This window comes from Brevibacillus thermoruber 423, assembly GCF_000454065.1.
GTDB classification, from domain to species: Bacteria; Bacillota; Bacilli; order Brevibacillales; family Brevibacillaceae; genus Brevibacillus; species Brevibacillus thermoruber.
This window is the reverse complement of the sequence record NZ_KE695652.1, coordinates 140259-154343: the sequence shown is the minus strand read 5'-3', so window position 1 is coordinate 154343 and position 14085 is coordinate 140259. Positions and strand designations below refer to the sequence as shown.

General features: G+C 57.2%; 13 protein-coding genes and 11 tRNA genes. 3 read left to right on the top strand and 21 right to left on the bottom strand.

Annotated features, from left to right (window positions below; genetic code table 11):
• Positions 1–32: 32 nt before the first annotated feature.
• Positions 33–941 (bottom strand): EamA family transporter RarD, encoded by a 909-nt coding sequence (gene rarD / locus M516_RS0115260; RefSeq protein WP_029099879.1) that lies wholly within the window; start codon positions 939–941, stop codon positions 33–35.
• Between the two features lie 265 nt (positions 942–1206).
• Here rarD and M516_RS0115255 point away from each other — a divergent pair, with 265 nt between their 5' ends.
• Complete coding sequence (locus M516_RS0115255; RefSeq protein ID WP_029099878.1) at positions 1207–2115, top strand: EamA family transporter; 909 nt, start codon at positions 1207–1209, stop codon at positions 2113–2115.
• 208 nt (positions 2116–2323) lie between these two features.
• A complete protein-coding gene (locus tag M516_RS0115250) occupies positions 2324–2782 on the top strand; it encodes a DinB family protein (RefSeq protein ID WP_029099877.1) in 459 nt (152 codons plus the stop codon).
• Positions 2783–2863: 81 nt separating this feature from the next.
• Here M516_RS0115250 and M516_RS0115245 read toward each other — a convergent pair.
• The 13 genes from M516_RS0115245 to M516_RS23605 all read right to left on the bottom strand — a co-directional run bounded on the left by M516_RS0115245 (position 2864) and on the right by M516_RS23605 (position 6036).
• Positions 2864–2948 (bottom strand) — tRNA-Leu (locus M516_RS0115245).
• 40 nt (positions 2949–2988) lie between these two features.
• Positions 2989–3064, bottom strand: a tRNA-His gene (locus M516_RS0115240).
• A gap of 10 nt (positions 3065–3074) precedes the next feature.
• Positions 3075–3151: transfer RNA gene (locus M516_RS0115235), tRNA-Met, on the bottom strand.
• Between the two features lie 9 nt (positions 3152–3160).
• Positions 3161–3234: transfer RNA gene (locus M516_RS0115230), tRNA-Gly, on the bottom strand.
• 69 nt (positions 3235–3303) lie between these two features.
• A tRNA-Pro gene (locus tag M516_RS0115225) sits at positions 3304–3380 on the bottom strand.
• Between the two features lie 47 nt (positions 3381–3427).
• Positions 3428–3504, bottom strand: a tRNA-Arg gene (locus tag M516_RS0115220).
• 22 nt (positions 3505–3526) lie between these two features.
• Positions 3527–3602, bottom strand: a tRNA-Gly gene (locus tag M516_RS0115215).
• Positions 3603–3656: 54 nt separating this feature from the next.
• Positions 3657–3743, bottom strand: a tRNA-Leu gene (locus tag M516_RS0115210).
• A gap of 22 nt (positions 3744–3765) precedes the next feature.
• Positions 3766–3841 (bottom strand) — tRNA-Val (locus M516_RS0115205).
• 90 nt (positions 3842–3931) lie between these two features.
• A tRNA-Glu gene (locus tag M516_RS0115200) sits at positions 3932–4008 on the bottom strand.
• Positions 4009–4018: 10 nt separating this feature from the next.
• Positions 4019–4111 (bottom strand) — tRNA-Ser (locus M516_RS0115195).
• 244 nt (positions 4112–4355) lie between these two features.
• Positions 4356–5165 (bottom strand): hydroxyethylthiazole kinase, encoded by an 810-nt coding sequence (gene thiM / locus M516_RS0115190; protein ID WP_029099876.1) that lies wholly within the window; start codon positions 5163–5165, stop codon positions 4356–4358.
• 208 nt (positions 5166–5373) lie between these two features.
• Positions 5374–6036 carry a YitT family protein gene (locus M516_RS23605; protein WP_081656562.1) on the bottom strand — a complete coding sequence of 221 codons (663 nt, stop codon included), beginning with the start codon at positions 6034–6036 and terminating at the stop codon, positions 5374–5376.
• A 526-nt stretch (positions 6037–6562) separates the two neighbouring features.
• On the opposite strand from M516_RS23605, the gene M516_RS0115180 reads away from it, so the two are divergent.
• On the top strand, positions 6563–7702 hold the full coding sequence (locus M516_RS0115180; protein WP_029099875.1) for an N-acetylmuramoyl-L-alanine amidase family protein: 1140 nt from the start codon (positions 6563–6565) through the stop codon (positions 7700–7702).
• A 292-nt stretch (positions 7703–7994) separates the two neighbouring features.
• Here the strand turns inward: M516_RS0115180 and M516_RS26255 are convergent, their stop codons facing one another.
• From M516_RS26255 to M516_RS0115145, 7 genes are all read right to left on the bottom strand, one after another.
• Positions 7995–8783: a tetratricopeptide repeat protein gene (locus M516_RS26255; RefSeq protein ID WP_338010434.1), complete on the bottom strand. Its 789-nt coding sequence runs from the start codon at positions 8781–8783 to the stop codon at positions 7995–7997.
• 14 nt (positions 8784–8797) lie between these two features.
• The gene (locus tag M516_RS26250; RefSeq protein WP_338010433.1) at positions 8798–9295 is read right to left on the bottom strand and encodes a helix-turn-helix domain-containing protein; all 498 of its coding nucleotides are present in this window, start codon (positions 9293–9295) and stop codon (positions 8798–8800) included.
• Between the two features lie 282 nt (positions 9296–9577).
• A complete protein-coding gene (gene pobA / locus M516_RS0115165; protein ID WP_029099874.1) occupies positions 9578–10762 on the bottom strand; it encodes a 4-hydroxybenzoate 3-monooxygenase in 1185 nt (394 codons plus the stop codon).
• A gap of 14 nt (positions 10763–10776) precedes the next feature.
• Complete coding sequence (locus M516_RS0115160; RefSeq protein WP_029099873.1) at positions 10777–11487, bottom strand: ABC transporter ATP-binding protein; 711 nt, start codon at positions 11485–11487, stop codon at positions 10777–10779.
• Positions 11474–12235, bottom strand: coding sequence for an ABC transporter ATP-binding protein (locus tag M516_RS0115155; protein ID WP_029099872.1), 762 nt, complete (start codon positions 12233–12235; stop codon positions 11474–11476). Before M516_RS0115155 ends, M516_RS0115160 begins: the two co-directional genes overlap by 14 nt.
• A complete protein-coding gene (locus tag M516_RS0115150; protein WP_029099871.1) occupies positions 12216–13217 on the bottom strand; it encodes a branched-chain amino acid ABC transporter permease in 1002 nt (333 codons plus the stop codon). The genes M516_RS0115155 and M516_RS0115150 overlap by 20 nt, the downstream gene beginning before the upstream one ends.
• Positions 13214–14083, bottom strand: coding sequence for a branched-chain amino acid ABC transporter permease (locus tag M516_RS0115145; RefSeq protein ID WP_029099870.1), 870 nt, complete (start codon positions 14081–14083; stop codon positions 13214–13216). Before M516_RS0115145 ends, M516_RS0115150 begins: the two co-directional genes overlap by 4 nt.
• Positions 14084–14085 lie beyond the last annotated feature (2 nt).

Here is a 14085-nt window from a genome sequence, read left to right as displayed (position 1 = left end):
CGCCAATCGGGACAGATTGGAGTTTTTTTGTTTTACGCTTCCTTTTTGATCGCCAGCTCCACCGGCCGCTGTGCGGGAACCGGCTTTTTCCGCATCGTGCTGACCGTGAACACGATCAGCGCGCTCCAGATCAGGCCGAAGCTGACCAGGTGGACGTTGGTAAACTTCTCGCCGAACAGGAAGACCGCCATGGACAGCGAGATTGACGGGGCCAGGTACTGGATAAATCCCACCGTGGACAGCGGCAGCAGCTTGGCGGCTTGGGCGAACCAGTAGAGCGGCAGGGCCGTCGCCACGCCGGACAGGGTCAACAGCGCAATCTGCCAGCCCGCCACGTGGGAAAGCGTATCCGTCCCGCTGACGTGCAGCGTCACCAGATACCCCAGCGCAAGCGGTGCCACCACCAGCGTTTCCCAGGCCAGACTGACGATCGCTTCCAGTTTGATCATCTTTTTGACCAGTCCGTAGCAGGCGAACGTCAACGCGAGGGAAATGGCGACCCACGGCACCCTGCCGTAATGCACCGTCATCACGGAGACGCCGGCCGCGGCCAGCGCGATGGCTGTCCACTGCCCCTTTCCCAGCCGCTCTTTGAGGAACAAGACGCCAAAGAGCACGTTCAGCAGCGGGTTGATGTAGTACCCGAGGCTGGTTTCCATCACGTTGCCGTTGTTGACCGCCCAGATGAAAATCAGCCAGTTGGCGCTGACAAACAGCGAACACAGGAAGAGCGCGCCCCTTTCCTTCGCCGTGGAAACGGCCTCCTTCATCTGCCGCCAGCGCTTCGTCACAAACAGCAGCAGGGCGACAAAAAAGACGGACCAGACGATCCGGTGGGCGAGAATTTCCCACGCGGCCATTTCCTGAAACACCTTCCAATAGAGCGGCAGCAATCCCCAGGCCAAATAGGCGGCCACCGCGTAGAAGACACCCTTCCTCATCTCTCCTGCCTCCATCATTCTCTCTTGTCATCTCTAGTGTAGCCGAAGCAGGCCGGAACAGCTATCTATTCACAAGCAGCATACCGGTCCCGGGCGTCACGGCCGGCACATGTTCGCGCGCTGCCAAGGCAGTTGTTTAGCATGGTAACGAATTATCACGGCAGCCAGATGAAGCGATACATAAACTTTTATTGTATCATTTCCGAATCTATTGTACAATAGGCTCACACTCTTATGTTTTGTCACAGGAAAGGAACGTTCGCTCATGACATACTGGCGATCCGTGCTGCTCGTCCTGGCCGGAGCGTGCAGCTACGGCGTGCTCTCCGTCATCATGAAATTCGCCTTTCACGCCGGTTTTACCCCATACGAATTAAGCGGCGGGCAGCTCGTGTTCGGCGCGCTGATCATGTCCGTCGTCGCGCTGTTCTTGTCCAGGGAGCGGTTTCGACTGCTCCACCTGCTGATCCTGCTGCCGTCCAGCCTGATGATGGCGGGCACCAGCCTGTTTTATCACCGGGCGGTCAGCGACATCCCGGCCTCGCTCGCCATCGTGCTGCTCTTCCAGTTTACCTGGATCGGCGTGCTGATCGAGTCGATCGCCGACCGCAAATGGCCCGGACCGGAAAAATGGGTCTCGCTGGTCCTCCTCGGCATCGGCACCGTGCTCGCCAGCGGCCTGGCGGAAACCGGCCTGAAGGACGTCAGCTTCACCGGCCTGATCTATGGCCTGCTGTCCGGCTTTACGTTTGCCATGGTGATCTTTCTCAGCGGACGGCTGGCGCCGGACATGAATCCGTACCTGCGCAGCGCCGTCTCCATCGGCCTGGCCGCGCTGATCCTGTCGCTGGCCTACCCGCCGACCTTCCTCATCAACGGCAGACTGTGGGACGGGCTCCTGCCGTACGCCCTGCTGGTGGCCTGCTTCGGCTCGGCCATCCCGATTCTCTGTCTGTCGATCGGCGTTCCGCGCATCGGCAACGGACTGGCGACCATTCTCAGCGCCGCCGAACTGCCGACGGTCGTGCTGCTCTCCAGTCTGGTGCTGCGCGAACAGGTCAGCCTCAGCCAGTGGGGCGGCGTCCTGATGATTCTGGCCGCCATCGCCGTGCCGCAGATCAAGTGGAACCGGCTGTTCGCCCCCGCCCGGCAGCCGCACCGGCACGGGATGTAACGGAAGCCGCCGGGTACGGGTAGGCGCTGCACGGTTCAGCGCTTCTGCATCCTACGCCATGCGGGCGTGCCGACCGGATACAGGGTTGGCACGCCCGCTTTCTTTGCGTTCTCCGCTCCCAATCCGTTTTGCCGCCCCGACAGGAAACGGCGAAACCGCCGCGAATTGAATCATCACAAAATTTCGAAAGTGAAGGGGACGCCTGACCATGGAAAAGCGGCATAACGTTTTGTTCACGCAACTGCTCGATTACCGGCAAGCGACACTCGATTCCGTCTTACACCTCACGGAGGAACAGGCGGATGTCATTCCCGCCGGTTTTTCCAACAACATTCGCTGGCATCTGGGCCATATCTACCTTGACCAGTATCTGTGGATCATCCATTTGACCAAGGAAGAGATCCCTCTGCCCGAGGGCTTTCGCGAGTGGTTCAACTACGGCACGAAACCGGCGGACTGGCGTGCGACTCCGCCTTCGCTGGATACGCTGCGGCAGCTTCTGCAGGAACAGCCGCGCTTCATCCGGGAGACGTACGGCCACCGGCTGGAAGAAGAGTTTCCCGCCACGGAGTCGGGCATGCACACGATCGCCCAGGTTTTGGTGCGAACCATTTTTCACGAGGGGCTGCATCTCGCGGCGATCAACGACATCAAGCGCTTTATCTAGTACAGCAGCCGACTCAAACCAAAAAGCCCGGCGCCTGCAGCGATTTGCTGCACTCACCGGGCTGTGCTTGCTGATAATAGATGGTGCGGTCGGCGAGACTCGAACTCGCACGGGTCGCCCCGCCACCCCCTCAAGATGGTGTGTCTGCCAATTCCACCACGACCGCATGTGTCTGGGTTGGGGACTTCCCTTGGTGAACATGAAAATGGGGCGATCGATGGGAATCGAACCCACGAATGCCGGAGCCACAATCCGGTGCGTTAACCACTTCGCCACGATCGCCATGAACATATGGTAGCGGTGGAGGGGCTTGAACCCCCGACCTTTCGGGTATGAACCGAACGCTCTAGCCAGCTGAGCTACACCGCCAGAAATATATGGAGCGGGTGATGGGAATCGAACCCACGCGACCAGCTTGGAAGGCTGGGGTTCTACCATTGAACTACACCCGCACGCGATAATCGGTCAGCGCAGAAGATCGGATGCCGCTCTGCGCCGCCCGTTGCTGATGAGAAAAAGAATGGTCGGGAAGACAGGATTTGAACCTGCGACCTCTTGGTCCCGAACCAAGCGCTCTACCAAGCTGAGCCACTTCCCGACGTGGAGGTGAGACGCGGGCTGCGCCAACTTCCCACCTCTTGCGTATGGCGTGCCCTGAGAGATTCGAACTCCCGACCTTTTGATTCGTAGTCAAACGCTCTATCCAGCTGAGCTAAGGGCACAAAACATGTAAGGGTGTTGAACTGGAGCGGACGACGGGGCTCGAACCCGCGGCCTTCGCCTTGGCAAGGCGACGCTCTACCAGCTGAGCTACGTCCGCACGTGACGGAACCGCTCGAAAAAAGCGCATTTCCTGAAGCTTGGACATTGGGTATGGTGCGGTCGAGAGGACTTGAACCTCCACGGTGTTGCCACCACTAGAACCTGAATCTAGCGCGTCTGCCAATTCCGCCACGACCGCATATGCCGTTGTCCCATAAAGGTGGTGGAGGCTGACGGGATCGAACCGCCGACCCTCTGCTTGTAAGGCAGATGCTCTCCCAGCTGAGCTAAGCCTCCGCTCCGTCCCGCAAAGTGAAACGGAGGCTTCTCAGCAGATCCGAGTGCTTTGCGGGGGGTCCCCCGGACAGGGGCCAGGGGCTTTTCCTATGGTGACCCGTAGGGGATTCGAACCCCTGAATGACAGCGTGAAAGGCTGCTGTGTTAAACCACTTCACCAACGGGCCAGGTGTTTGATGGCGGATGGAGTGGGATTTGAACCCACGAGACGAGTTATCCCCGTCTACACGATTTCCAATCGTGCTCCTTCGGCCTCTCGGACATCCATCCAGATCGTTTTTGCCGTTCTCTCATCGGCAAGAATTAATCTATCACATCTCCAAAGCTTTTTCAAGTGGTATTTTAAATTTTTTTTCTGGTTAAAAGAGAAGATGTTGGCCGTGCGCTTGTTTCATTGTACCGGTTCCGCTTTCGGAAGGCAACGAAAAGGCCCCTTGTTCACAAGGGGCCCTTTTCGCGCAGCAGCGGGACGGCAGTCAGGCCGCCGCTCGGTCGATTCTCCTTTCGCCCCGGTTTACACGCGGTCGATCGCTCCGTACCTGTGGACATCGTCCGCAGAAATCCGCGCCAGTTGATTCAAAAACTCGATTTGAAAACGTCCCGGCCCCTCCGCTCCTCTCCCGGCAGCAGCCAGTTCCGCCGCCACGCCATAGCTGACGAGAGCGGACGCCCCCGCCAGCAGCACGTCTTTCTCCACCGCGGCAAACGCGCCCAGAACGGACGTGAGCAGACAACCCGTTCCCGTTACTTTGGTCAGGATGGGATGGCCGTTGCGGATGAGGTAGGTGGTGCGGCCGTCCGTGATGACATCCTCTTTCCCCGTGATTACGACGGTCGTGCCCAACAGCTTCGCCGCCGATTGCGCGAGCGAGACGGCATCGCCGCTCCCTTCGCCCGCATCGACGCCTTTGATCGTCCAGTTCTCGCCGATCACATGAGCGATTTCCGCAGCATTGCCGCGAATGACGGACACCCGGACCTCCCGCATGATCGTTTGGGCCGTTTTCGTCCGATACGGTGTCGCCCCCGCTCCCACCGGGTCGAAAATGACCGGCACGCCGTGCTGATTGGCCGACCGGCCCGCGATCAGCATGGCCTCCACCTCCGCCTCATTCAGCGTGCCGATGTTCAGCACCAGCGCGCCGGCGATCCTGGCCATGTCCGCCACCTCTTCCTTGGCGTACGCCATGACAGGCGAAGCGCCCAGGGCCAACAGGCCGTTGGCGGTAAAGTTGGTGACGACGACGTTGGTGATGTTGTGGACAAGGGGATTGGCCTCACGCACCTTCTCCAGCGTGTTCCCGATGTCTCGAAGCAATGTCATGAAAAGCGCCTCCTGATCCTTTGGTGGTTTGTCCCCTCATTATCTCACAAGATCGAGGCTGGAGACAGACAAGTACGTACACAAGCGGCCCTTTTGCCGCAAAAAAACCCCTCCCGGCAAACAGCCGTACGCGCTGTTTTTCCGGGAGGGGTTCGCGTTGGATGGACCGGCCGGCGATTCACTCATCCGGTCTGAAGCCGGTCCGGCATCAATGGTGTGGCAGGGTGAGCGAGCGCGGAATGCTTTCCGTTTCGGATTCGGCGCGATCGTGTGCCCGCCCGCCTGCGGCTGCGGTCCAGTTGATCACCCGGCTGGCAATCGCCACCGCCAGGATCGTGTAAAGCGTTTCGCGGAGCGGCAGGTACAACAGCGACAGGCTGAGGACCAGCGCGTCCAGCAGGAGAAAGACCGTCCCGATCGACAGACCGGTGTGACGGCTGAGCAGCACGGCCAGGATGTCGTCCCCGCCGGTGGCGCCGCCGTATCGCAGCACGATCCCCGCCCCCCATCCGGTCAGCAGGCCGGACAGCAGGGCGGCCAGCGGCATGAAGCCGCTCAGATCGATGTGCAGCGGCGAGAACCGCTCAAACAAATCGTAAAAGCCGGAAAAGGCGAAAGAAGCGATCATCGTGTTGGCCAGAAACTGGCGTCCCTTCACGTGAAAGGCGACGAGAAACAGCGGAATGTCGAGCGCCAGCGTCATGATCGCCGGCGACAGGTCAAACGCGTACTTGGCCAGCAGGGCCAACCCGACAAACCCGCCCTCCGACAAGTGGTTCTGAGCATTGATGTGGTAATACGCAAAAGCCAAAACAAACGCGCCGAACACAATCCAACACAATTGTCGAACGTACGCAACTGCTCTCCTCATCTGGGATTCCTCGCATCGTACACCGTTTTGGCGCGGGCGCCCTTCCGGCTACGGAGGAACTCCGGACGATTCGATCTCGTTTCATATCCACAATCTCGCTTTCGTAGCAGGTTGGGTCGCCCGAGAGACGATCAACGGCTACGTCGCTAGATGTAGGAGAGGTCATAACGTTTCCAGACGGTCTTGTACGGACCCATCGGTATCAAGATCCTTTCCTGTTTCATGGCTCTATTTTACCATATACAGGGTGTGTTGACGAACGTGCGTACGGCGCAAAAGCCGGCGCCTCCCGGAAAAATCGCGCCTTTCCCGCGTTTGGGTCTGCCTGCTTCACTGATCCCGGCTCCTAGCTCCCTGTATCTTGCGTTTTCGCCGGTCTGTACGCACCTGTTTTCATGGCGGCTCCCCGCGGACGGTTTTTACGGCCAGGGGCGCAAATCAGGAAAAAATGCCCTACTGCAATCGGCAAATGCCTCCTATAATGGTGTCCAACAACGATTGATACCGACATCCAGAGGAGACACGAATGAAACCACGACAGATCAAGACAATTCTCACATTGGCCCTGCTGCTCGGCGCCGCCTCCCTCCCTGCGGAGCCGGCGCAGGCGGGCGGCATCCAAAACGCAAAGGTAGCGGCCACCTCGCTGAACGTCCGCAGCGAGCCGAGCATGGACGCACCGATTGTCGGCTCCCTGCCCTACGGCACCATCGTATCCATTTCCCAGGAATCCTACGGGTGGGCCAAAATCAGTACCGGCCGGACCAGCGGCTGGGTGGCCGGCTATTATCTGAAAAAAGGGGACGAGCCCGGGACGAAGGGAACAGCCGGCAGCGTTCGTCCCGCCCAGCCGGCTTCCGTTTCCAAACGCGGCACGGTCCTGGCCGACGCCCTGCGCCTGCGCAAGGGACCGGGGGTGGAACACCCGATTCTGCAGGTGCTGCCCCAGGGAACCGCGCTGGAGATTACCGGCCAGCAGCAGGACTGGCTGCGCGTCCGGACACCGGCCGGGGCAACCGGTTGGGTGTTGGGGAGCTATGTCGGGACGGGGACCAACGCCCCCCGAACGGAACAGAACAGCAGCGCGCAGGCAATCGGCGCAAACGTGAACCGGACGCCGGGTTTGAAAGGTAAGGTCATCGTCATCGACCCCGGGCACGGCGGCATCGACGCCGGCGCCCTCGGGACAAAATACGGCACCCAGGAAAAGACGGTCAATCTCCAAACCGCCCGTTACGTGGCGGACAAGCTGCGCCAGCTCGGGGCCCGCGTGACCATGACCCGCACCGGGGACGGGGACAGCCCCGCTCTATTCCAACGGGTGGCTCTGAGCGAAACCCTGGGAGCCGATGCGTTTATCAGCATCCACTACAATTCGTCGCCCAAACCGGCAAGCGGGACGTTGACGTTTTTCTACCAGGAAAAGAAAGATTTGCCCCTGGCTCAGGCGATTGAAGCCCGCCTCCGGGATCTGTACGGCATGAAGAGCAACGGCCTTTCCTTTGGGGATTATCACGTCCTGCGGGAAAACGACCGGCCGGCCGTTCTGGTGGAACTGGGATTTCTGACCAATCCGAGGGACGAGGCGATAATCCGGACGGCGGATTATCAGCGGCGGGCGGCGGAGGCGATCGTCGCGGGGTTGAAGGATTATTTTGGCGGATAAGGAGAAAGACACTTTTCGTACAGCTTGGGAGCGGTGAGGACCGCCCCTTGATCGAAAGCGTTGTCTCCGGGGTACGGCAGCAGTCTCTCTTGGAATAGACACTGGCCCCCCTGATGGAAAGGTAGGGGGGCGTTTTTCCGGCTATGAAATGGGATTTTTTCAATGCCCGGGGTCATACACATTCATTACCACTTGCTTGGAATCAGACGTATCCATTGTTTTATCGGGAATATTTACAGCGAAAACCATAACGAAGGACATGATCATCATCCATATTGTTTTTTTCATTGGATTACACCTCACAATTGTTTTTGTATATCATAACTTCATCATATACCTCTTTTATCCGTTGAATCGATTTCAAATCGATCCCTTTCTTATGCAGAGTGAAATATGAGAGCAGATCACTCATGGATGCGGTAATTTCTTCATAGGCCCTGATCTTACCATAAGAGCGGATGCTATTGAGATAGCTTGTCAACCCCTCGTCAAACTTGCCTGCTCTAAATTGATACGTCCCTTTATATTTATAGTACTCCCCTAGTGACGCATGTTTATATGGAGTGTTCACATGAAAAGGTAGAAATTGATCCTCTGCCTCAATAAGTTCAGTAATTGACGTGAAGTCGTCCATTTTTAAATAAATTTCTAACAATTCATTTATAACATGGATTCGCGCAGGTTTGCTTATTTCCTCCAGGCATTTTTTTAACATGGGAATCGCTTGATCATATTCGCCTTTTTTTGCTTTCACAATGGCACGAGTAAATTTGGCTGATTCCTCCACAAAATCATAACCAAACGATTCATAGTCGGGTAAGAGACTTTCTATGGGATCATAGTTGCCTGTCAACAGATACGAGTTTATCATTGCAAGAAATGCTCTAGCCGTTAGTTCGGTTTCAGCCGTTTCCAACGCAAGGCCCGCTTTACAGAACTCAATACATTGCTTGTATCGTTTGGTGTTATGGGCATGGAGCGCCATTCTAAAATAAAAGACAATCTGTTCTTCACGTGACAGAAAACCTGCATAATGAATAATCTCCTCACCAATTCTGAATGATTCTTCCAGGCGCTTCAAGTCAAGCCTTTCAATCAGATATTGTTGCAGCAACCCTTTTGCAATGTATGGAGGTACCCCTCGTTCTCTCGCGTATGTAACGATGAGGTTGTACAGAGAAGCCTGGCTTCGGTATTCGTTACAGCTCCTGTGAAGGTATACAGTCGTTCTAACGAGGTATAGGTATCCTCGCGCGGCGATTCGAGAAACTTTAACGCGACTTTTGAAGCCAACGGTATGTCAGAAAACTCAATCGCTTCCGAGATCAGCTCAAGCAGTACGTCCGGCCGCTGCTCCACATCCATGTAGCATTCCAAGAGTTGTTCGTAAGGAATGTCCAGGATACTGGCTATGGCTTTGATCGTCTTCCATTCCGGGCGTTTTGTATCTCCGTTTTCAATCTTGGAGATAACTGCTTTATGAATGCCTGCCAGGTTTGCCAACTGTGTGATGGTTAGGTTCGCCCGCTCTCTGTATTTCCGAATGAGTTCACCGATGGTAGTGTACAGTAGTACGTTTCCACTTCCTCCCATAACAACTACCTCCCTGCAAATTCCATTATTTACTTCTTTTTCCTTTTATCTACCATAGCACACCGCTTTATTTTTGTTAATATTTTTTAATTTTATGCTATTACGGTGAACTTGTCTCAATGGTCTGCCAGGAGAAACTCCATTTCATTCGCAAAAGAAAAAGGCAGCCGTCCCCATCGAAAGGGGGTGTTGGCTGCCCTTCTACTCTTGCATCACAATATATTCTATTACTGGCCACGATGCCACCAAGAGAAGCACGGCGGCGCTCACTCGCCCCGCTTCCTACCACTCCATCGGCAATCCCACATAGTTCTCGGCCAGACTGGTCGCGGCGGCGCGCGAGGACGTCACATATTCCAGTTCGGCCAGTTGAAGTTGGCGTTCTAGCGGCGTGTGGTCATGGTGGCGATGCAGCATCGATGTCATGTACCAGGAGAAGCGCTCAGCCTTCCAGACCCGGCGCAGACATGTCTCCGAATACCTCTCCAGCCATTCGGTTTTGCCGGACTTGTAGAAGGCATCCAGAGCGCGGGCCAGAACCTGGACATCGGCAACGGCCAGATTCAGCCCCTTGGCGCCGGTCGGCGGGACGATGTGAGCAGCGTCGCCGGCGAGGAAAAGCCTGCCGTACTGCATCGGCTCGCAGACAAAACTGCGCATGGCGACAATGTTCTTCTGGATAATCGGCCCCTCGATCAGTGTCCAGCCATCCCGGGTGGAAAGCCGTTCGTGAAGTTCAAACCAGATCCTGTCATCGGACCAGTTGGCGATATCATCCTGCGGATCGACCTGAAGGTACATGCGCTGAATTTCCGGGGATCGCGTGCTGACCAGCGCAAAGCCGCGCTCGTGATTGGCGTAGATCAGTTCCGGGGATGACGGCGGCGCTTCGATCAGGATGCCGAGCCAGCCGAACGGATACCGTTTTTGGTATTCCTTGCGAACGCGGCCCGGGATTGAAGGGCGGCTGGGCCCATGAAACCCGTCGCAGCCGGCGATAAAATCGCAGCGCAATTCCTGACATTCTCCATTCTTGTTTGTGCGAAAACGGATCTTCGGTGACGAGGTATCGAGATCGTGCAGGCTTACCTCCCCCACGTGAAACACGATCTCACCGCCCGCTTTCAGCCGGGCCTCGATCAAATCCTTGATCACCTCATGCTGGGCATAGACCGTGACACGTTTTCCCTCGGTAAGCTCGTGGACGTCGATCCGGTGACCCCTGCCGTTGAAGCGCAGTTCGATCCCGTGGTGGAAATGCCCTTCCCGCATCATCCGCCCGCCGACCCCCGTCTCGTTCATCAGGTCCACGGTCCCTTGTTCCAGTACGCCCGCCCGGATCGTTCCCTCAATCTCTTCACGCGTCCGGCTCTCGATGATGATTGACTCAATGCCCCGCAGATGCAGAAGGTGCGAGAGCATCAGTCCCGCCGGACCGGCTCCGATGATTCCCACTTGTGTGCGCATCGTTACATCCTCCCCTACACGCCCAGATACTGATGCTGGATGTCCTGGTTGGCGAGCAGCTCTTGCGGCGAGCCCTGCCACACCACTTGCCCTTTGTTCATCACCAGCACCTCGTCAGCCACGCTGCATGCCAAATAGAGGTTTTGTTCCACCAACAGGATGGAAAGCCCGGTTTTCTTCAATCTGTCGATGATCTCCCCCACCTGCTCGATGATGACCGGCGCCAAGCCTTCCGACGGTTCGTCCATGAGGAGAAACCGGGGATTCGTCATTAACGCCCGGCCGATCGCCAGCATCTGCTGCTGGCCGCCCGACAGTTGGGTGCCCCTATTGTGTTCCCGTTCCTTGAGGATTGGAAACAAGTCGTACACCGCCTCCAAGTCCCAGCGCTTCCGTCCCGCCTCCGTGTCGCCGCTGTCTCTGGCGGACACCGTCAGGTTTTCCCGTATGGTGAGCGACGGGAAGATACGTCTGCCCTGCGGAACCAACCCGATGCCGAGGCGGGCGATGTGATGAGGCGGCAAGCCGGAAATCGATTTGTCCCTGTACGCAATCGTCCCCTGCCTGGGAGGCGTCAACCCGGCGATGGAATGAATCGTCGTCGTTTTTCCGGCTCCGTTTCTGCCGAGCAGGGCGACGCACGTTCCTGTGGGCACTTCAAAAGAGAGCCCCTGCAGAATATGGCTGTTTCCGTAGTAGGTATGAACCCGGTCAAGCTTCAGCATACAGCGGCGCACCTCCCCCGAAGTAGATCTCTTTCACCCGCTCGTCTCCGCGGATCTCCTCCGGGGCGCCGCTCAGGAATACTTCACCGTGGTGCAGCACCGTGATCCGGTCCGCGATGGAAAAGACCACATCCATGTCGTGTTCAATCACCAAGAGGGTAATGGAACGCGGCATGCTTTGCATCAGCCTGGTGGTTTGAGCGGTTTCCGCCGGCGACATGCCCGACGTCGGTTCGTCCAGAAGCAGCAGGCGCGGTTTGGAGGCGAGGGCGAGCAGCAGTTCCAGGAGCCGCTGTTCCCCGTACGAAAGCTGGTTCACGACGCAGGCCCGCCGTTCCCACAGGTCCCACTGCTTCAGCAGTTGTTCCGCTTCCTCCAGCAAGTCCGTATATTTATAGAAGGGTTTAAAAAAATGGAAACGGTACGGCTTGCATGCGGCAATTGCCAGATGCAGGTTTTCTTCGACGGTCAAGTTGTCGAACAGATTGTTTTTCTGAAACGTTCTCGCCATCCCGACGCGTACGGCCGTATAGGGAGGAAGGCCGCTGATTTGCCTGCCGTTTACCGTGACAACCCCTTCATCGATCGGCAGCGTGCCCGTCATGCAGTGAAACAGCGTCGTTTTTCCGGCGCCATTGGGCCCGATCAGCACATGCCGCTCCCCGGCCTGTACGTCCAGCGAAACATTCTTCAATACCTGCAAGCCGTTATACGATTTGTGCACCCGTTCAACCTTTAAGAGACTCAAAGCCGCTTCCCTCCTTCGGCAGCACACTCTTTTCCCGGCCGGTACGCCGCTTCGATTGGAGATGGCTCCACACAAGCGATGCGAGGTGAATCACCCCGCCTCGCCCGTACAGGACCAGGCAGACAAACAGCAGCCCCATGATGATCGGCCAGCGTTCCGTGTACGAGCTGATGTAGTTTTGCAGGATGACAAAAAAGCCGGCGCCGATGGCCGGTCCGAGTAACGTACCGACGCCGCCGACGATCACCATGATCAGGGCCTGACCGGAGAACATCCAATGCAGAAGGTCGGGCGAAATGTACTGGTTGAAGTAGGCGTAAAGAGCTCCCGCAAATCCGGCCATCATGCCGGACAGCGAATAGACGGTCAGCTTGTACAGGTGCGTGTTGTATCCGAGCGCCGTCATCCGCGATTCGTTTTCCTTTATCCCTCTCACGCCCTTCCCCAGCGGGGACGACAGAAACACGCGAAGCAGATAGTAACACGCCAAAAAGGCAGCGGCGGCTACATAATAAAATGCCAACCGGCTCTCGATGGCCCCGAAGCCCAGGTTAAAGCTCTCGGATACCGCCTTGCCGTCCGCTCCCCCGGTTACGCCCTCCATTTTGTAGGCGATCGCGTACAGCATTTGGCCGAACGCCAACGTGATCATTAAGAAATAGGCGCCTGACGAGCGGATAAACATGAGACCGGACAGAAACGCGACGATTCCCGCTGTCACCACCGCCGCGATGAGCAGCAGCCAGGTATTGTCCACATGCTCGCTGATCAACGCCACGGTATAGGCGCCGATTCCAAAAAAAGCCGCGTGACCGAGGGACACAAGCCCCGCAAAGCCGATGATCAGCCCCAGACTCATCACAAACATGGCGATTATCAGCACTTCGCTTGTCAATTTCAACCCATACGAGGTGAGGATCAGGGGCAGAAGCATCGTAGCAGCGACAAAGGCGACGTGTAACGCAACCGTCTCTTTTTTCAAGCTGCCGCCCCCCTTCCAAACAGACCGTTCGGCTTCATCAGCAGCACCGCGATCATGATCAGGAACACCATCGCCATCGTGAACGACGGGAACCAGACGCGCCCCAGCGTATCGACCACACCGATGACGATCGCCCCGATGAAGGCCCCTTTCCACGTCCCGAGTCCGCCCACCACAACGATGACGAGGGAGGAGACCAGTATTTCCGCGTCAATGCCCACATACATCCCCATGATCGGCCCGCCCAACACACCGCTTAATCCGGCCAGCGCCGCCCCCACGGCAAACATGCAGGTAAACACGACGTTGATGTTGATGCCCAGCGCGGAAAGCATCTCCCGGTCGTCAACGCCGGCCCGTATAATCGCGCCGATACGCGTTTTGCTTTCGATATACCACAGCAGCACGGCAAGCAGACAGCCGACCAGAATGACAAAGATCCGGTAGGCGGGGAACATCATCCCGCCGACATTCAGCGAAACGTCCAGCGCTTCTGGAACCGGCAGTGTCAAAGGGCTTGACCCCCAGATCCACTCCACCAGATCGGCAAAGATAAAGGACAGCCCGAACGTCAGCAGCACCTGCTCCAGCTCCCTGCCGTACACCCGTTCCAGGAGCCATTTTTCCACCAGAACGCCCAGGATGGCGACGACCGCTACGGACACAAGCAAGGACGGCCAAAATCCCATGTGACGCGCAACCAGCGAATACGCGATGTACACCCCCGCCAGGTAAAAGGCGCCATGCGCCAGGTTCACAACATTCATCAGGCCGAATATGATCGACAACCCCGCCGCGATCATAAACAGCAGCATCCCGTAGGCCAACCCGTTCAAGATATGCATCAACAGTGATGATGTCACCATCG

Coding starts and splice junctions, on each gene's coding strand:
- rarD (WP_029099879.1), bottom strand. CDS start 941: ATGAGGAAGGGTGTCTTCTACGCGGTGGCCGCCTATTTGGCCTGGGGA.
- M516_RS0115255 (WP_029099878.1), top strand. CDS start 1,207: ATGACATACTGGCGATCCGTGCTGCTCGTCCTGGCCGGAGCGTGCAGC.
- M516_RS0115250 (WP_029099877.1), top strand. CDS start 2,324: ATGGAAAAGCGGCATAACGTTTTGTTCACGCAACTGCTCGATTACCGG.
- thiM (WP_029099876.1), bottom strand. CDS start 5,165: ATGACATTGCTTCGAGACATCGGGAACACGCTGGAGAAGGTGCGTGAG.
- M516_RS23605 (WP_081656562.1), bottom strand. CDS start 6,036: ATGAGGAGAGCAGTTGCGTACGTTCGACAATTGTGTTGGATTGTGTTC.
- M516_RS0115180 (WP_029099875.1), top strand. CDS start 6,563: ATGAAACCACGACAGATCAAGACAATTCTCACATTGGCCCTGCTGCTC.
- M516_RS26250 (WP_338010433.1), bottom strand. CDS start 9,295: ATGGGAGGAAGTGGAAACGTACTACTGTACACTACCATCGGTGAACTC.
- pobA (WP_029099874.1), bottom strand. CDS start 10,762: ATGCGCACACAAGTGGGAATCATCGGAGCCGGTCCGGCGGGACTGATG.
- M516_RS0115160 (WP_029099873.1), bottom strand. CDS start 11,487: ATGCTGAAGCTTGACCGGGTTCATACCTACTACGGAAACAGCCATATT.
- M516_RS0115145 (WP_029099870.1), bottom strand. CDS start 14,083: ATGGTGACATCATCACTGTTGATGCATATCTTGAACGGGTTGGCCTAC.